The following is a 17,973-nucleotide window of genomic DNA, read 5'->3' as shown; positions in this document are numbered from 1 at the left end:
GGTATTTCATTGGCTAAGACGGATGCTGAAAAAACAAAGCAATTACGTAAAGAAGTAGCGCCTTTTGCGAAGTCTGAAACAAAAACGAGTATTTTTCAGATAATCAACACAATTGTTCCCCTACTGGTTATTTGGGGTGCAGGTTATTACTTATTACAATTTTCGCCTTGGTTCACTGTAGCTTGTAGTATTGTTGCCGCTGGTTTTGTTGTTCGAACGTTTATCATTTTCCACGATTGTACACATGGTTCATTTTTTAAAAGTAAAAAAGCGAATGATTTAGTTGGAAATATAACGGGGATACTAACATCTTTTCCTTATGAAAAATGGAAAAGGGAACATACGATTCACCATGCGACGAGCTCTAATTTAGATAAGCGCGGAATTGGTGATATCGATATGTTAACAGTGGATGAGTATTTAGAGAAGTCTAAGCTTGGTCGTTTTGCATACCGATTATATCGTAATCCTCTCGTTATGTTCGGGTTAGGTCCTTTATATATGGTGTTAGTGTTAAATCGTGTTAATCGAAAAGACGCGAAGAAAAAAGAACGTATGAACACACACTTTGCGAATGCCATATTATTAATTCTTTGTGCAACGCTTATACTCGTGTTTGGTTGGCAAACGTTTTTATTAGTGCATGGCCTTACTTTATTTATTGCTGGATCCCTCGGCATTTGGTTATTTTACATTCAACATACGTACGAAGATTCGTATTTTGAATACAATTCCGAATGGGATTATGTCAAAGCAGCAGTGGATGGTAGTTCCTATTATAAATTACCAAAAGTTTTACAATGGGTGACTGGAAATATTGGGTTCCATCATGTCCATCATTTGGCACCACGGGTACCGAATTATCATTTAGAGGCAGCCCATGAATCCATTCCGCCACTTCAACAGGCGACAACGATTACGCTGAAAAGAAGTTTTGAATCTATTCGTTATAAATTATATGATCCAAAAAATAAAAAGTTTGTTTCATTTAAAGAAGTAGATGAAACAGCAAGAGTGAAAAATAAATCGGTTCAAGCATAGGGGAAAACGGTTGGAGATGCATTGGGGTTATCATTTATGTGTAAAATAAATTAGGGTGTAAAAATTTACGGTGTTGGTCTTTTAGAGCAACACCGTGATTTTGTTATAATGATAATAAAACCGATAGTAAAGATTCGAAACTATAAGAAGTGTGAGGAATGTCATGCACAGCTGGTATACAATTTTACCGAAAAATCCATGGATCAGTATTTATGTATGGATTATTTTTTGTATTTTGCCCTTTTATTTCATTATTAAGTCCTTTTCCTTTGTTCAAATTAACATTGGTGTTGTATTAATTTTACTTTATTTCTTATCCCATCGATTTTCCTTTAATGCGAAAAACGGCTTAGTATATATGTGGGTCAGTTTTGAAATGGTATTAAATATTGCGATGACATTGATGTTTGGCTATGTGTACTTATCATTATTTACTGCTTTTTTCATCGGAAACATTCGTAATCCGGTTGGTTTTTACATTATGTATGGCTTACATATTGGCTTTACGATTTTATCAATTGTGTTAGGATACTTTATCGATTTAGATTTATTTTTATCTCAAACACCTTTCATCATTATTACAGTTGTAGGCGTCGTTCTATTGCCCTTCACTTTATATAGTCGGAATAAGCGAGAAAAGTTACAAGGACAGCTCGAAACAGCTAACGAGCGTATTGCGGAATTGATTATTCACGAAGAGCGTCAACGTATCGCCCGTGACCTTCATGATACATTAGGGCAAAAACTTTCGATGATTGGTTTGAAAAGTGATTTAGCTAGTCGACTTGTGACAAAAAATCCAGAACAAGCAATTCAAGAAATTAAAGATATTCGTCATACAGCAAGTATAGCGTTAAAGGAAGTTCGGGAACTTGTGTCAGATATGCGGGCAACGAAGCTTCATGAAGAGTTAATTAGAGTAAAAGAAATTTTAAAAGCAGCTGAAATTGACTATGAAATTAATGGAGATAGTAAAGAGTTACAACTTCCTGTTTTAGTAGAGAGTGTTTTAAGTATGTGTTTAAAAGAAGCAGTTACGAATGTAGTGAAACATAGTAATGCAAAAAAATGTACAATAACGATAGAACAAAATCATAATGAAGTGTTATTAACGATTTTTGATAATGGGAAAGGGTTTAACGAGAAGTTAAACTTAATTGGAAATGGGTTAAGAGGTATGCAAGAACGACTTGAATTTATTAATGGTACGGTTACTTTTGAAAATCGTAAGGGTACGGAAGTTTTAATTAGTGTGCCATTAACTATTACCCATCAGAAAGGAAGTGATTAACTTGATTCGCATTGTGATAGCTGAAGATCAAGGGATGTTACTTGGAGCGATGAATTCGTTACTGAATTTAGAAGATGATATGGAAGTAGTCGGCTTGGCTAAAAATGGAGAAGAAGCGATTGAATTAGTGCATGAGTTAAAACCGGATATTTGTATTATGGATATTGAAATGCCAGTCAAAACAGGTTTAGATGCAGCGGAAGAATTACGGGAAAATACAACATGCAAAATTATTATTTTAACGACATTTGCTAGACCGGGGTATTTCGAACGGGCAAGAAAAGCGGGTGTGCGAGGGTACTTATTAAAGGATAGCCCTATCGAAGAATTAGTTCATTCGATTCGAGTGATTATGGATGGACGGCGTATTTATGCACCTGAACTAGTAGATTTTGTTTACGAAGATGAAAGTGAAAATCCTTTAACAGAAAGAGAAAGCCAAGTATTAGAACTTGTGGCAAAGGGAAAGACAACGAAGGAAATAGCAGCTGAGTTGTACCTTTCAGCTGGTACAGTTCGAAATTATATCTCCACAATATTAGATAAGCTCGGGGTAGGTAACCGAATTGAAGCCATTTCCAGATTTAAAGAAAAGGGATGGAATAAATAAAAGAGCGAAGGGCGCTAGTTTTCTTCCAGTGACATTTAACCATATATCGTAAGTGGGGGAAGAAAGTTGAAGGGAGAAAACGGCGCCTGAAGCTAAATATAAAGAAAATTGGAGGGTCCGCTTAGCTCCGTTATATTCTAAAGGTAGTTGCCTCTTTAGTTAACTTAATTCTTTGGATATTGGGCTGTATAATACTCCTGACCTTCTTCATCTTCAATAATTCTATCTCCAACTTTTTTAAAGACTAACGATAGCCCGTTATCGGCTGTAATATTATATTTGTCCCCTTTTGTCTTTATTTCAGCATTTTTAAAGGTTAATTCAACGTCCTCTCCAGTACTTTTAGAAGTTTTTGAAATAATATCATCTAAACTTGTTTTTTCTCTCGCCTGTTTACTGTAACTTCCTAAAATAATGATTTCGTTTTCTATTAATGATCCGATCGTTTGGTTTTGCCGATTAGTAAATAAATTATCTTCAAAATCACTTTTATCTGCCGTAAACTCTCCTTTGTTTGTCTCCTGTTCTTCTGAACATCCAATTATAAAAATGAAGATTAGTAAAGAAAGGGTAAGAAAACTAAACTTCTTTAACATTTTAATACCTCCCTGTAAATGATTATTTAATTATACGATTCAAATGTAATTTCGTTTCTTTATTATTTGAATATTTTGTATTTTATTAGATTATGAGGTATATATTAGGAGGTGGAAGAAAAAAGAAAGACAAACCCGTCATTAGGTTTGTCTTTTTTGAAGTTATTTTGATTTTTTCGTTAAACGGCCTAATACAAATGCAGCTGCAGCGACGCCTAACACTGTATTTGTTTTTTTCGTAAATACTTGTTTTGTTACAAGATTTAAGTTTTGCGGACGTTCAGCTAAACGGCGCATGAAATATCCATACCAGTCGCTTCCGAAAGGTACATAAGTACAGAAATTATATCCTTCTTTTACAAGCTCTAATTGCATTTCTTTTCGGAAGCCGTAAAGCATTTGGAATTCAAATTTATCCTTCGAAATGTTGTGATCTTTTACAAATTGTTTTACATGGTTAATGACATTATGGTCATGTGTTGCAATCGATGTGAATTTACCATTTAGTAAATGATATTCAATTAACTCGATAAAGTTTAAATCGATATCGTGTTTTTCTTGGTAAGCGACATCTGCTGGTTCTTTATAAGCACCTTTTACAATTCGTAAGCGGTAGTTTTTATATTTTTCAATGTTTTCTTGTGCATTAAAGAAATAGGCTTGGATTACAGTACCAACATTATCGTAAGTTTCAGATATTTTATCTAACAAATCAAATGAAGGTTGAAGTCGTGCATAGTTTTCCATATCAAAGTTTACGTGCATATTATACTCAGCAGCTTTTCCAACGATCTCCATTAAGTTATCGTAACAAAAATCGTAATCGATATCTAAACCAAGTTGAGATGGTTTTAAGGAAATATGAGCATCTACGCCATTTTCATGAATTGCTTCGATAACTGCTAAAATTTGCTCTTTTGCTTTAGTTGCTTCAGATCTTTCATATACGAATTCACCAAGGTTGTCGACAGTACAAGAGATTCCTTGTGCATTTAATTCCTTCATGCTTTTGATTACTTCAGGAATGTTTGTACCTGCTACAACACTTTGTGCTCCTAATTTTAATCCGTATTTTTGAGCAGCGTTATTTAAAAATTGATTTTCAGATAAATTAATGAAAAAGTCACGTAAAATTGGCATAATTGTAACCTCATTTCTAATTTTTGAATAATTATAACATACATAAAATTAATATTATTGAATTGGGAATAATGAAAAAATTGTGAATTATTATTTTGATATTGAGTTTTTAATAATCTGCATTCGCTCATTAAATAGAGTAGGGTAACTTAAAAAGCCGATTAAAATACTGGATATCGCGGCTGTCGTTAATAAAGCGAAAATAATTAAAAGTTGAAATTGAACTGCTTGTACAGGATCCGCTCCCCCAATAATTTGTCCGCTCATCATACCAGGTAATTGCACAAGTCCGATGGTTTTTTGACTTTCGATTGTCGGAATCATACTTGCTCTAATGGCGTTGGTCAATTGATTGTGAATGGCTTGTTTAGGTGTACCTCCTAGAGATAAAATAAGTTCCACCTCATCACGACTAGCTTCAATTTCCGCAGTAAATCGATTTAAAAATAGTATGGATAAAACCATCGAGTTCCCAATTAACATCCCACTTATTGGAATAATATATTGGGCCGTAGCGGGAACGATGTGAAATCCTAACAATATCCCTTGAGTTACAGCCTCGATAACGATAAGAGTTAAGGCGATCTTCCATGTAATGCCCTTAATAGCTTTTCCTTTTTTTCTAGCATTTAACGTCGCAGTTCCAATCATCAGTGTAATCATTAATAAAATATAAATAATATGTTCTGAATCAAAAACAAATTTTAAAACGTAACCAACTGCAAGTAATTGAACAATCGAACGAACTGTTGCGATAATTGTATCCTTTTCAAGATCTAACTTTAAAGTTTTGGATAGGAGTAGCGGAATGAGTACGAATATTAATGTTAATGATAACGTCGTATAGGTCATAAATCTTGTACCCCGTTTACGAATTGTTGAATCCGTTCATTTGTTGACGTACTTAAAATCGTACTTTCTCCCGTTTCTAACAATTGACCTTCCATCATAATCCAAGTATAGTGTCCTATTCGTTTTGCCTGTTCAATATTATGGGTAATCCAAATCATAGTAACACCATATTTTTGATTAATTTTCAGAATTAATTGTTCAATTTCGTTAACAGACGTTGGATCGAGAGCGGATGTAATCTCATCTAATAAAAGGATTTTCGGACGATTTAATAATGACCGGGCAATGGAAATTTTTTGTTTTTGACCACCGGATAAATCTTCGGCTTGTCGATGTAAAAAAGTATGGTCTAATCCGACATCTTCTAAAAATGAAATAGCATCTTTTTCAGGCAATTTTTTATTTTGCAATGTAAAAGGTAATGAAAGATTGTGAAAAACAGTACCTCTTATAATAGGGGCGCTTTGTAGGGCAATACCTACACTTTTTCGAAGGTGTGTCGGTTCATAGGAATGAATAGGTTGATCTCCAATAAAAATATCTCCAGTTGTAGGAGAGATAAGTCCGTTGCACATTTTTAGAAGTGTAGATTTTCCAGCACCAGATGGTCCAACTAGGGTGGTAATTTTTCCTTTATAAAATTCGCCAGTAATGTTGTTTAAAATGGATAAATCATCAATCTCGTAAAAAACATTTTGAAATGAGATGGCAATTTCGTTTAATGAATTCATTTTTTTCTCCTAACAGTCAAATCTAAACTTATTATACCGGTAAATGTTAAGTTAACAAATAGTCATCCGAATACAAAAAAAGCTAACTCGTAAGATTTGGGGGCACGAGTTAGCTCAAATATATTGATAACTAGCTTGTTAAGGGGAACAAGGCTAGCAATCTACGAAAATGGAGAAAAGAAAATGAATTTGATATTTTTTCTGATCTTATAAAAGGAATTTTCAATTCATTGTGTTACTATATATAACATGATAATTGGTTAGAATGAAAAAATCAATATATTTTTAGTATTCCGTGTAAGAAAATATAACATAGAAACACGTATTGTGGCTGTATATCTATTAAAATAGTATTGGTGACGTTAACATAGCTTATTGATTTTCTTTAACACTGATGATTTTATTTAATGGTATAAGTTTTATGTGTCAGAAAAAATAACATTAAGTAATAAATTTTTGGTAAAAAATCGGATGAATCAATAACTCGTTTTTTGTTAAATAGTGTATACTATGACTAATTATGAAACTGGAAGAAGGGGCATCATATGAAATCGAATTATGCTGATGACAGCTTAACTTTACACACGGATCTTTACCAAATAAATATGGCGGAAAGCTATTGGGCAGATGGCATTCATAATCGTAAGTCGGTTTTTGAATTGTATTTTAGAAAACTACCTTTCGGAAATGGTTATGCTGTATTTGCAGGATTGGAACGAATCTTAGAGTATTTAAGAAATTTCCGTTTTTCGGAATCTGACATCGCATATTTATCTGAGGAATTAGGATATAAAGAGGATTTTATCGAGTACTTAAAAAATATTCGTTTTACTGGTTCTGTTTATTCGATGAAAGAAGGCGAATTAGTTTTTGCCAATGAGCCGATTATCCGAATTGAGGCGCCCCTTGTGGAAGCCCAATTAATCGAAACTGCACTATTAAATATTGTCAATTATCAAACGTTAATTGCGACAAAGGCGAGTCGCATTAAACAAATCATAAAAGATGAATCCGCGGCGGAATTTGGTTCACGTAGAGCGCAAGAAATGGATGCGGCGATTTGGGGGGCAAGGGCTGCTATTATAGGTGGGTTTGATTCTACTTCCAATGTCCGTGCAGGGAAACTATTTAATATCCCTATTTCAGGCACCCATGCCCATGCCATGGTACAAGCGTATAAAAGTGAGTATGATGCATTTCATTCTTATGCGAAACGACATAAAGATTGCGTGTTTTTAGTAGATACGTATAACACTTTAAAATCAGGAGTTCCGAATGCGATTCGAGTTGCTAAAGAATTGGGAGATAAAATTAATTTTATCGGTATTCGACTCGATAGCGGAGACATAGCCTTCTTATCAAAAGAGGCTAGACGAATGTTGGATGAAGCTGGTTTTACTGATGCAAAAATTATTGTCTCAAACGATTTAGACGAATATACGATTTTGAATTTAAAAGCTCAAGGGGCTAAAGTGGATTCATGGGGTATTGGTACGAAATTAATAACTGCCTATGACCAACCTGCCTTAGGTGCTGTTTATAAATTAGTCTCCATTGAAAATGAAGAAGGGGTTATGGAAGATACGATTAAAATTACGGCTAATGCGGAAAAAGTATCTACCCCTGGTTTAAAAAAGGTATACCGTATTATTAATCGTGTAAATGGGAAAGCGGAAGGCGATTATATTACGATGGCGGATGAAAATCCCCATGAAGAAGAACGAATTAAAATGTTCCATCCGGTGCATACATTTATTTCGAAGTTTGTAACAAATTTTGAAGCGAAGGATCTCCATGTCAAAGTAATTGATGAAGGGGAATTTGTTTACGAAAGTCCTTCAGTAAAAGAAATGCAGCAATATGCCTTCGAAAATTTAGAGTTAATATGGGATGAATATAAACGATCGTTAAATCCGGAAGAATATCCAGTTGATTTAAGTCAAAAGTGTTGGGACAACAAGATGAGAAACATTCAAGAAGTTCGTAACATGATTCATGATAGTGAAATTCGCTAAAAGGAGTGGTATTTGTGGGAGAGTTGCAAAAACGGATTATTGAAGAATTAAAAGTGTTACCAGAGATTAATCCCCATGACGAGGTGCGAAAATCAGTTGACTTTCTAAAGGAATATGCAAAAAAACATTCTTTTTTGAAGGGCTTTGTCATTGCAGTAAGTGGTGGGCAAGATTCGACGTTGACAGGAAAGCTTATTCAAATAGCGGTAGATGAGTTGAATGAAGAAGCGGGAGAGCAAAAATATTCCACATTCGCTGTACGTCTTCCGTATGGTGTTCAAGCGGATGAAGATGATTGTCAAGATGCTATTGAGTTTATTCAACCGACTAAAGTATTCACGATAAATATTAAAAAAGCTGTCGATGCCAGTGTCAGCTCATTAGAAGAAGCTGGAGTTGTTTTGAGTGATTTTGCTAAAGGAAATGAAAAGGCCCGTGAACGAATGAAAGTACAATATTCTATTGCAGCTATGAATAACGCAGTTGTAGTAGGTACTGATCACGCCGCTGAAGCGGTAACAGGTTTTTATACGAAATACGGTGACGGTGGGGTCGACTTAACGCCGATTTTCCGTTTGAACAAACGTCAAGGAAAACAAATTTTAGCCTATTTAGGTTGCCCGGAACATTTATATTTAAAAACGCCTACAGCGGACTTAGAAGAAGATAGACCGGCTTTACCGGATGAGACGGCTTTAGGTGTAACCTATGAAGTGATTGATGATTACTTAGAAGGAAAAGGAGTACCAGAGGAATCTAAAAAGATTATTGAAGGTCACTACATCCGATCTCAACATAAACGTCATTTACCGATTACGATTTTTGATGATTTCTGGAAGTAACTTATAGTTTATTAATTGGAGAAAAGATACGCGAGAATGTTTAAATTAAGCATTCTTGCGTTTTTGCTAGTTGTTTTTCGATGTAAATTAAAAACTCTTTCAAGTTCGAAAGAGTATGTGAGGTGTGGGATAATGAGAACTTCTAGGGTTCAACCGACTCCGAGTGCTATTTTTCGAAATTCAAGACAGTATTTGCAATCTGGTGAACAGTTTTATCGTTTAATGGAAGATGGTGGCTACCATCCTTATGACCATCAGCGTGAACCTCAAAGAAGGAAAAAACAGAAGGATCAAGCAAAAGATGTTCAAAAGAGGGTGTTGAAGAAAACTTCAACAAAACTATTAGTAAAAGGGATGTATTTTGATACGGATTCTATTGCCTCTGTACAGAATAGTCTGTTAAAACGTTCAGCCACGATTAATTCCTCTTATAATAAAGTATCTCGTATTCAAACATACCGAACTTCGATTTAAAATAGCGGGTTTCTCAAATATCATTTTGGGAAACCTTTTTTTATTTTAAGTAAAAGATAGGGGGAAATGAATCTTTTGTATATTTTTGTAAAAAAATAGGTATATTCAATACTGTTAAGTTGTATTCCTTATAACTTATCGTTTATGCTTAAATATATTATGTGTAAATTCTGACTATTGAAATAGGAGGCTTAGCGTATGCATGGGCAAGTAGAAGCGATCATTGAAAATATAGAAAAAGTAATGATTGGTAAACGTGAAGTAGCTGAATTAAGTATCGTTGCACTACTCTCAGGAGGGCACGTATTACTAGAAGATGTACCGGGTGTAGGGAAAACGATGATGGTTAAAGCGCTAGCCAAATCTGTAAGTGCGGATTTTAAACGTATTCAATTTACTCCTGATTTATTACCTTCTGATGTAATTGGAGTTTCCATATACAATCCGAAATCTCTTCAATTTGAATTCCGTCCAGGACCTATTATGGGAAATATTATTTTGGCAGATGAAATTAACCGAACATCCCCTAAAACACAATCTGCGCTCCTTGAAAGTATGGAAGAAGCTTCCGTTACAATTGACGGAGAGACGTTGCAAATAAAAAGACCATTTTTTGTTATGGCTACTCAAAATCCTATTGAATATGAAGGGACATATCCTTTGCCGGAAGCCCAACTAGACAGATTTCTAATGAAAATTCAAATGGGTTACCCTACAGCTCAAGAAGAAGTGGAAGTGCTCCGACGTACAGTCAACTCAGAACCGATTGCCCATCTTAATCCGGTTATTACATTAGAAGAACTTCTTGCATTACAAGAAGAAGTAAGGAATGTTTTTGTGGAAGATTCGGTAAAAAGCTATATTGTGCAATTAGCAAGAGCGACAAGAAATGTTAGTGAAATTTATTTAGGAGTTAGTCCTCGAGCTTCTGTTGCCCTAATGAAAGCGTCGCAAGCCTATGCGAAAATACAAGGTCGGGACTATGTGAAACCGGATGATGTTCAATATTTAGCACCTTATGTATTTGGTCATCGTATTATTTTAAAACCTGAAGCGAGATATGAAGGTGTGACGACTGAGGGAATTATTCATCGAATCGTTGAAAAATCTGTTATTCCTATTCAAAGGTATGCAGAACGATGAAAAGACTGAAAAGGTTTTTAAATGGCGGTGGTCGTTTTATTATTATCCTATTACTGGCTGTTGCATCATTTAGTTACGCGATGTTTCAAGGTGGATTTGTCAGTTGGTTTGTCTTTTATTCGATTACACCATTTATTCTTTATTCGATTCTTTTAACCTTTATTCCTATCCGTATTGAAGAGGTACGTCGTGAAATAAAACCTTCCAAATTACGTCGAGGAGATTCTGCCGTGGTCACAGTCAGCTTTCGAAATAAAACGTGGTTTCCTTTAGTCTTTTTGACGGTGAAAGAATTAGGAATCGATAGCCAAAAGGTGACGTTGCATGAGAATTTTAGTCGCATCTATTTTGTCGGTTGGAAACGAAAGTTTGAGTGGACATATGAACTGAATGAGTTGGAGCGGGGGAAAATTCATTTTAAAGGTCTCCATCTTACGATTGCTGATTTTTTTGGATGGTCTATTCGACGTAAGGTAATTGAAGAAAGCACAACGATTATCGTTTTGCCTCGGGTAGTCGAAGTGAAATATAAACCACTACAAATGCAATTTGAACATGGTGGTGTCGTTTCGCCTTTCTCAATGGTAAAGGATACTTCCCTTGTGACGGGGATTCGTGATTATCAATCGGGGGATAAGTATTCTTGGATACATTGGAAATCCTTTGCTAAAAATGAAACGTTACGAACGAAGGAATTTGAGGATCGTCAAACGCAAGACCTATTTCTTACGATTGACCAATCATCTGTTAGGAACTTTGAATACGCGGTCGATTTAGCTGCCTCGATTTTACAAAGTGTTGTCCTTCATCATGGTGAAATTTCCTTTTTATCAACAGGTAAAAGACGTCGGTATTTCCCGAACTTAAAATCGCAAAATCAGCTGGAAGATGTCATGCAGCATCTAGCGGAAGTTGAGTCGAACCCAAAACAATCCATCGAAGCGGTTCTAGCCAATGAGATAGGGTTACTAAATTCGGCTACTTTAATGCTAATTACCGGAGAGTTTACAGAGCAGTTAAAAAGCTTTGTTATGAATAGTTCAAAATTTGCCTGCAATATAATTTGCTTTGTTGTAACGGATGAAAGTGGTCGGTTTACGGAATCACGTATGAAATTGACGAATGCCAAAATTATATATATTTCAAAAGATCGATTTGAAAATGTATTCACGGAGGTGATGAAGCCGTGAAAAAGAACTCTTTTAAATTAGTAGAATTAGCTCTTTATTATATTGTTATATTTTTTATTTTAAGAGAATGGCTTATCCCGATTATGGAGTTAACGAAAACGGGTTTTATCGGGTTAATCCTATTATTTGTAGCTATTTCTCTTCTGCTTAGTTTATTTCGAATTCATTTTATTATATCGTGGGTTGTGAAAATTGCTTATATAACTTGGTTCATTACCTTTATTTACGGTGGTGTATTCTTTTTTTCTACAGAAGGTATGTATTTTATCATCGATGATCTACAAGTTAATTTTGCAGCCCTTTTACAAGGAGATTGGCTAGGTATTACGAATCCGTTTCGAACATTTTTATTTTTCATTTTAATTTGGATGTTAGTTTATTTAATCCATCATTGGATTACGGTGCGGATGTCGATTTTTTATTTTCTAATATTGACGGTATTTTTCATTGCGACGTTGGATACGTTCACCCAATATGATGGTTCCTTTGCAATTGTAAAAGTGATGTTACTTGGATTGTTAATTACGTCCCTATTATTCTTGAAACGACTAGTAATCCAATCCAATAGTAAAATAAATTTAATCAAATATACAAAACTAATGGCACCTGTAGTCGTGTTGATAGGTGTTATTAGTATCATCGCAGTTCTATTGCCGAAGTCACCTCCTCAATGGCCAGATCCGGTTCCTTTTATTCAATCTGCTACCGGACAAGGTGAAGGAATCGAGGGTGAGGGTAATGGTATCTCGAAGGTTGGGTATGGTGAAAATGATAGTCGGTTAGGTGGATCCTTTGTTGCCGATGATACAGTCGTGTTTTTGGTGGAGTCAGAGACGAAGCAATATTGGCGAGTCGAAACAAAGGATATTTACACATCTAAAGGATGGGAACAGTCTAATTATTTTGATGGAGAATTATTGAATTTTGCACCTGATGAGACAATCCGACATTCTCTTCCTGTAGGGCCTGAAGAAAATACAAATATGGCAACCGTTCAAGTGTTATATCCATATAATTTCATTATCCAGCCGTATGGGATGAGATCGGTCGATATTGATGTGCCTAATTTTGATAATCAGACAGTTGAATTAATGATGGAAAGAAATACAGAAAAAATGCAAGTGTTAGTAAATCGGGGTGTAGTCCAATTAAATGAATTTACCGTTCAATATAGTAAACCGGTATATTTATATAGCGAACTACAAAATCCTACAGAACAAATCGATGCTTCCATTACAGAACGATATTTGCAATTACCTGAAACTCTTCCTGATAGAGTGAGAGAGTTGGCTGCAGAAATAGTCGAAGGAAGGGAAACCCCTTATGATCAAGCGAGGGCCATTGAGTTGTATTTTAGACAAAGTGGCTTTCGATATGACACGGAAGATGTAGCAGTCCCATCGGAAGAGCAAGATTACGTTGATCAATTTTTGTTTGAGACAAGAGTGGGGTATTGTGATAATTTTTCAACGGCGATGGTTGTGCTACTACGATCGGTTGGAATTCCGGCAAGGTGGGTAAAAGGATTTGCTGGGGGAGATGTAGTGGATAATAATGGTTCAATGAGTACTTACGAAATTACGAATAATCATGCCCATTCATGGGTAGAAGCTTACATTCCAAATGTAGGGTGGGTAAATTTTGAACCGACTATCGGATTTAACAGTACACGTTCCATCGACTTTGATATCGAAACGGATGTCGAACAACAAGACGAATTAGTAGCGGAAGAAGAAACTGAGCCAACTGAGGTAATTGAAGAAGAAAGGGAAGAACAACAACAATCCGCATCTCAAGGAAATACGTGGTTTACAAACGTTAAAGAGATGTTTGAACAAATAAAATTATTTGTAATCGCCTTAATTGTACTTCTTATTGTTGGGGCAGTACTTTTGTATAAATGGCGAGGTAAATGGTGGCCGAAAGTATATGTGAAATTGCAACGGCAGAAAAAGATTGATGAGTCGACCTTTGAATCATTTTATTTAAATTTGTTAAAACTTTTAGAAATGAAAGGATTCAAAAGAAAAGAAGGTCAAACGTTAGAAGCGTATGCAAAAGATGTGGATATGTATTATGAGACATATCATATGACGAACATAACGAAAGCTTACGAACAATTTATTTATGCGAAAAATTCTACGAACATTGACTTCGATAAAATGAGAGAAAGTTGGGAATATTTAATCAATCGCACTACTAGTTGATTTTCAATGATACAAAGGGTAGAATTTAGAAAAAATAATGATAGGCTGCCTTCATATAGGTCCGATAATATGGTTCGGATGTTTCTACTAAGTTACCTTAAATAACTTATCTATGAGGGCGGGTATAACTATGTCTATATATACCCGCCTTTTGTATCAAACAATGAACGCGTCAGAAAGGATTCTTTTTGAACGCGTTTTTTTTACAAAGGAAACGAGGAGCCTACAAATATTTAGAAGAGGTGTAAAGAAGCGTGACTACTCCGTTGTTAAAAGAACAGGAAAAAATTGTTGTACTTGATTTTGGAAGCCAATTTAACCAATTAATCACTCGCCGAATTCGTGAGTTCGGTGTTTTCTCAGAATTACATCCCCATACAATTACTGCCGAAGAAATTAAAGAAATGAACGCAACAGGTATTATTTTCTCTGGCGGACCAAATTCCGTTTATGATGAAAAAGCTTTTAAAGTTGATGAAGCTATTTTCGATTTAGGATTACCGATTTTAGGTATTTGCTACGGAATGCAATTAATGTCTTACGCTTTAGGTGGAAAAGTAGAAGGTGCTGACCACCGTGAATATGGGAAAGCGGAAATTAAAATAACGGCTGATAATAAATTATTTGGTGACCTTCCAAAAGAACAAGTTGTTTGGATGAGCCATGGTGATTTAGTTACAGAAGTACCTGCAGGTTTTGAAGTTATTGCAACAAGTGCATCATGTCCAATTTCAGCGATGCAAAATGTTGAGCGCGGATTCTATGCAGTACAATTCCATCCAGAAGTACGTCATTCTGTATATGGTAACGATATTTTACGCCAATTCGTTTTCGATATTTGTCATGCGAAGGGCGACTGGTCTATGGCCAACTTTATCGAATTAGAAATGAAAAAAATTCGTGAAAAAGTAGGGGACAAGCAAGTTCTTTGTGCATTATCAGGTGGAGTGGACTCTTCTGTAGTAGCTGTTTTAATTCATAAAGCAATCGGTGATCAATTAACATGTATGTTTGTTGACCATAATTTAAACCGTAAAGGTGAAGTAGAGCAAGTAATGAAAACTTTCACGGAAGATTTCGATATGAAAGTTATCAAAATCGATGCCCGTGAACGATTCATGAACAAATTAAAAGGTGTATCTGATCCGGAGCAAAAACGTAAGATTATCGGTAATGAATTCATTTACGTATTTGATGAAGAGTCTTCGAAGTTAAAGGATATGGATTTCTTAGCTCAAGGTACCCTTTATACAGATATTATTGAGTCAGGTACAACGACTGCTCAAACAATTAAATCTCACCATAATGTTGGTGGTCTCCCTGAAGATATGAAATTCGAATTAATCGAACCATTAAATACATTATTTAAAGACGAAGTACGTGCTTTAGGTTTAGAGCTAGGTTTACCTGAGGAAATCGTATGGCGTCAACCATTCCCTGGTCCAGGTCTCGGAATCCGTGTACTTGGAGAAGTAACGGAAGAGAAGTTGGAAATTGTTCGTGAAGCGGACTATATTCTTCGTGAGGAAATTAAAAAAGCAGGTCTTGACCGAGATATTTGGCAATACTTCGCTGTTCTACCAGACATTCGTTCGGTAGGAGTTATGGGCGATGCACGTACTTATGATTACGCAGTAGGTATCCGTGCGGTAACTTCCATCGACGGAATGACATCTGACTGGGCACGTATCCCATGGGACGTACTAGAAAAAATCTCAGTCCGCATCGTTAATGAAGTAAAACACGTAAACCGCGTGCTGTATGATATTACATCTAAGCCACCAGCAACGATTGAGTGGGAATAGGCTTCGTAATATTAACGGTGCTATTAGCGTGAAAATGCCGTCATATCAACGGTTTAGACGTCATTTGCCGTAAAACAATACGACGAGACATGCGACTATTATCGAAAATTTATAACTCTCTTTTTACTACGCGTTTAAAACGCCAGTAAGAAGGGAGTTTTTTTATTTGCGTAAAATTAGCGAGTTATTAAATGACTTTCATTTAACGCAGCAAGTCGAGGGTAAAGCGGTAAAGTATATCGATCTTTGCCGTTATAAACTCAATCGTTGGTATAAATATATCCGTGAAGTTTATGGAATCGAACTTATTGACGATGTAAAGGCGGCTCATATTCGAGGTTATATAGGACATTGCCAAGAACTCGGACTAGAAAAGAACATCACAATAAATGGTAACATCGCGACTATACGCTTATTTTTTAAATACTTAGTCGAGGAAGGCTATCTCGATGAATTTGAGAATCCGGCTCGAAAAATTAAGGATTTGAGAGAGGATAAGCGAATTATTACGACGTTTACGGATGAAGAAGTCAGACGGATTATTACACTCATTCCCGAACGGACTTACCAAAATATTCGAGATAAATGTATGGTGGCGTTTTTATTCGATACTGGAATCCGAGTAAGTGAATTATGCGGAATTAAAAACGATGATATACGGCACAACAGTATTTTAATTCGCGGAAAAGGTTCAAAAGAAAGGCTCGTTTATATTAGTCCGATTATGCGGAAATTGATGCGGAAGTTTGAGCGAGCAAAAGCGAAGAAATTCGATAAACCGCATTTTGAGGAGATAGAGGATTATTACTTTCTCGATCAAAGTGGGATGCAACTACACAGGTCGCGCATCAATCGAATCCTAAAGGATCGGGTTAAGAGCGCTAATGTACGTAAGGAAGTTCGAGGGTGTCCGCATGATTGTAGACATTACTTCGCACAGGCGCAGCTTAGAAACGGTATCGATATGTATAGTTTAAGTCGATTGCTCGGTCATTACGACGCTAGTATGACTTCCAAGTATTTGAGAGGTATGGAACAGAGCGATATTTTAAAAATAGGGCGTACTTACTCGCCTTTGAGGAATTTGTCTGTTTGATGATAAGAAAAAAGCCGATAGTGCACGAACACTACCGACTTAATTTGTATGACTGCGCATACAACACCTAATACAAATATAACAACCTTGCGAAAAAAATTCAAGTCGTGAGGCGTATTTAGTATTGCTATTTTTGCGTAGTCGTTCACAAAAGGAGAGCGACTGTTATGTTATTAAATACAGAGAAAACGTATAGAAAGTTACAATCGTTCAAGTCCGTTGAGGAAATGAACGGAACTATTAAGCTTGCTCGCAAGCAATATGCGGATCAATTGAATAAAACGGATTTATCTGTACTGGACGCATTATCTCGTTATAGCTGCGTTTATTTCGGCGTGTCTTTTCGCAGTAAGTCAAATATCGCGGATGAATTAGGCGTTTCAAGGCGCACTGTTATCCGTTCCTGCAATAAATTAGAGACGCTAGGTATTATTAAGCAATACGAATTAAAACGTCATAACGGCGATCGTCGCCAGTCTGCTAATGCTATTGTTATATTGCCGATTGAGTCGGTTGAGCAAGCTGTCACACCGGATTGTCACTCCATAGAAACTCCGCCAAAAACTATAAAAATATTAAATACAGATGATACAGAAATACGCGAGAAAAGAGAATCTAACGAATCGTTAATTAAAAAAGGACTAGTAACGAAGTTGCCTAAAGTATTGCAGAACGCATTAGCGCCGTTTTTCAGCGTAGATGAACTGTATAACTATGCAGGCGTAGTATTCAAGGCCAAGGCGTCTATTGATCGCGATATAATGCTAGACGACCATGAAAGCGAATATTATCTCGCAATTTTAAGCGTAATCAACGCATACAAACGCGGTAAAGTGAATAACTTACCAGCGCTTCTTTATAGCGCCGTTAAGACAACTACGTACAAGATTAAATCGTCAATGCAAGTATCGCTATTCTTAAAACTTGTGGGAGAGTAGTA

At 35.9% G+C, this 17,973-nt stretch carries 16 protein-coding genes and 1 riboswitch; of the genes, 12 read left to right on the top strand and 4 right to left on the bottom strand.

What is annotated here, in order from left to right:
* Positions 1-9: 9 nt before the first annotated feature.
* The 3 genes from MHH69_RS16260 to MHH69_RS16250 all read left to right on the top strand — a co-directional run bounded on the left by MHH69_RS16260 (position 10) and on the right by MHH69_RS16250 (position 2,942).
* A complete protein-coding gene (locus tag MHH69_RS16260) occupies positions 10-1,041 on the top strand; it encodes a fatty acid desaturase (protein ID WP_341362768.1) in 1,032 nt (343 codons plus the stop codon).
* 163 nt (positions 1,042-1,204) lie between these two features.
* On the top strand, positions 1,205-2,332 hold the full coding sequence (locus tag MHH69_RS16255) for a sensor histidine kinase (protein ID WP_174232681.1): 1,128 nt from the start codon (positions 1,205-1,207) through the stop codon (positions 2,330-2,332).
* Position 2,333: 1 nt separating this feature from the next.
* A complete protein-coding gene (locus MHH69_RS16250) occupies positions 2,334-2,942 on the top strand; it encodes a response regulator transcription factor (RefSeq protein ID WP_122972241.1) in 609 nt (202 codons plus the stop codon).
* A gap of 164 nt (positions 2,943-3,106) precedes the next feature.
* On the opposite strand, the gene MHH69_RS16245 is transcribed toward MHH69_RS16250, so the two are convergent.
* From MHH69_RS16245 to MHH69_RS16230, 4 genes are all read right to left on the bottom strand, one after another.
* Complete coding sequence (locus tag MHH69_RS16245) at positions 3,107-3,538, bottom strand: hypothetical protein (RefSeq protein WP_122972242.1); 432 nt, start codon at positions 3,536-3,538, stop codon at positions 3,107-3,109.
* A gap of 162 nt (positions 3,539-3,700) precedes the next feature.
* The gene (locus MHH69_RS16240; RefSeq protein ID WP_122972243.1) at positions 3,701-4,678 is read right to left on the bottom strand and encodes a proline dehydrogenase family protein; all 978 of its coding nucleotides are present in this window, start codon (positions 4,676-4,678) and stop codon (positions 3,701-3,703) included.
* A gap of 90 nt (positions 4,679-4,768) precedes the next feature.
* Entirely contained in the window at positions 4,769-5,530 is a 762-nt protein-coding gene (locus tag MHH69_RS16235) for an ABC transporter permease (protein ID WP_341362767.1), read from the bottom strand.
* Positions 5,527-6,261: an ABC transporter ATP-binding protein gene (locus MHH69_RS16230; protein ID WP_341362766.1), complete on the bottom strand. Its 735-nt coding sequence runs from the start codon at positions 6,259-6,261 to the stop codon at positions 5,527-5,529. Before MHH69_RS16230 ends, MHH69_RS16235 begins: the two co-directional genes overlap by 4 nt.
* Before the next feature lie 545 nt (positions 6,262-6,806).
* On the opposite strand from MHH69_RS16230, the gene MHH69_RS16225 reads away from it, so the two are divergent.
* The 9 genes from MHH69_RS16225 to MHH69_RS16185 all read left to right on the top strand — a co-directional run bounded on the left by MHH69_RS16225 (position 6,807) and on the right by MHH69_RS16185 (position 17,971).
* Positions 6,807-8,276, top strand: a complete 1,470-nt coding sequence (locus tag MHH69_RS16225; RefSeq protein WP_122972246.1) for a nicotinate phosphoribosyltransferase — start codon at positions 6,807-6,809, stop codon at positions 8,274-8,276.
* Between the two features lie 14 nt (positions 8,277-8,290).
* Entirely contained in the window at positions 8,291-9,118 is an 828-nt protein-coding gene (gene nadE, locus MHH69_RS16220; protein ID WP_122972247.1) for an ammonia-dependent NAD(+) synthetase, read from the top strand.
* 132 nt (positions 9,119-9,250) lie between these two features.
* A complete protein-coding gene (locus tag MHH69_RS16215) occupies positions 9,251-9,592 on the top strand; it encodes a hypothetical protein (RefSeq protein WP_122972248.1) in 342 nt (113 codons plus the stop codon).
* Positions 9,593-9,790: 198 nt separating this feature from the next.
* Positions 9,791-10,735, top strand: a complete 945-nt coding sequence (locus tag MHH69_RS16210; RefSeq protein WP_122972249.1) for an AAA family ATPase — start codon at positions 9,791-9,793, stop codon at positions 10,733-10,735.
* A complete protein-coding gene (locus MHH69_RS16205) occupies positions 10,732-11,925 on the top strand; it encodes a DUF58 domain-containing protein (RefSeq protein ID WP_341362765.1) in 1,194 nt (397 codons plus the stop codon). Before MHH69_RS16210 ends, MHH69_RS16205 begins: the two co-directional genes overlap by 4 nt.
* Positions 11,922-14,132 carry a transglutaminase domain-containing protein gene (locus tag MHH69_RS16200; protein WP_341362764.1) on the top strand — a complete coding sequence of 737 codons (2,211 nt, stop codon included), beginning with the start codon at positions 11,922-11,924 and terminating at the stop codon, positions 14,130-14,132. The genes MHH69_RS16205 and MHH69_RS16200 overlap by 4 nt, the downstream gene beginning before the upstream one ends.
* Positions 14,133-14,163: 31 nt before the next feature.
* Positions 14,164-14,265: riboswitch (purine riboswitch) on the top strand.
* 121 nt (positions 14,266-14,386) lie between these two features.
* Entirely contained in the window at positions 14,387-15,937 is a 1,551-nt protein-coding gene (guaA, locus tag MHH69_RS16195; RefSeq protein ID WP_277749717.1) for a glutamine-hydrolyzing GMP synthase, read from the top strand.
* Positions 15,938-16,103: 166 nt separating this feature from the next.
* Positions 16,104-17,033 (top strand): tyrosine-type recombinase/integrase, encoded by a 930-nt coding sequence (locus tag MHH69_RS16190; protein WP_341362763.1) that lies wholly within the window; start codon positions 16,104-16,106, stop codon positions 17,031-17,033.
* A gap of 167 nt (positions 17,034-17,200) precedes the next feature.
* A complete protein-coding gene (locus MHH69_RS16185; protein ID WP_341362762.1) occupies positions 17,201-17,971 on the top strand; it encodes a helix-turn-helix domain-containing protein in 771 nt (256 codons plus the stop codon).
* Positions 17,972-17,973 lie beyond the last annotated feature (2 nt).

Source organism: Ureibacillus sp. FSL E2-3493 (genome assembly GCF_038077515.1).
Lineage (GTDB): Bacteria > Bacillota > Bacilli > Bacillales_A > Planococcaceae > Ureibacillus > Ureibacillus halotolerans.
The sequence above is the reverse complement of the archived record's forward strand: the minus strand, read 5'-3'. Positions and strand labels throughout refer to the sequence as shown.

Excerpts from the sequence above, each read along its gene's own strand:
- MHH69_RS16210 (WP_122972249.1), top strand. The coding sequence starts at position 9,791 with ATGCATGGGCAAGTAGAAGCGATCATTGAAAATATAGAAAAAGTAATG.
- MHH69_RS16205 (WP_341362765.1), top strand. The coding sequence starts at position 10,732 with ATGAAAAGACTGAAAAGGTTTTTAAATGGCGGTGGTCGTTTTATTATT.
- MHH69_RS16255 (WP_174232681.1), top strand. The coding sequence starts at position 1,205 with ATGCACAGCTGGTATACAATTTTACCGAAAAATCCATGGATCAGTATT.
- MHH69_RS16230 (WP_341362766.1), bottom strand. The coding sequence starts at position 6,261 with ATGAATTCATTAAACGAAATTGCCATCTCATTTCAAAATGTTTTTTAC.
- MHH69_RS16240 (WP_122972243.1), bottom strand. The coding sequence starts at position 4,678 with ATGCCAATTTTACGTGACTTTTTCATTAATTTATCTGAAAATCAATTT.
- MHH69_RS16185 (WP_341362762.1), top strand. The coding sequence starts at position 17,201 with ATGTTATTAAATACAGAGAAAACGTATAGAAAGTTACAATCGTTCAAG.
- MHH69_RS16235 (WP_341362767.1), bottom strand. The coding sequence starts at position 5,530 with ATGACCTATACGACGTTATCATTAACATTAATATTCGTACTCATTCCG.
- MHH69_RS16215 (WP_122972248.1), top strand. The coding sequence starts at position 9,251 with ATGAGAACTTCTAGGGTTCAACCGACTCCGAGTGCTATTTTTCGAAAT.
- MHH69_RS16225 (WP_122972246.1), top strand. The coding sequence starts at position 6,807 with ATGAAATCGAATTATGCTGATGACAGCTTAACTTTACACACGGATCTT.
- MHH69_RS16245 (WP_122972242.1), bottom strand. The coding sequence starts at position 3,538 with ATGTTAAAGAAGTTTAGTTTTCTTACCCTTTCTTTACTAATCTTCATT.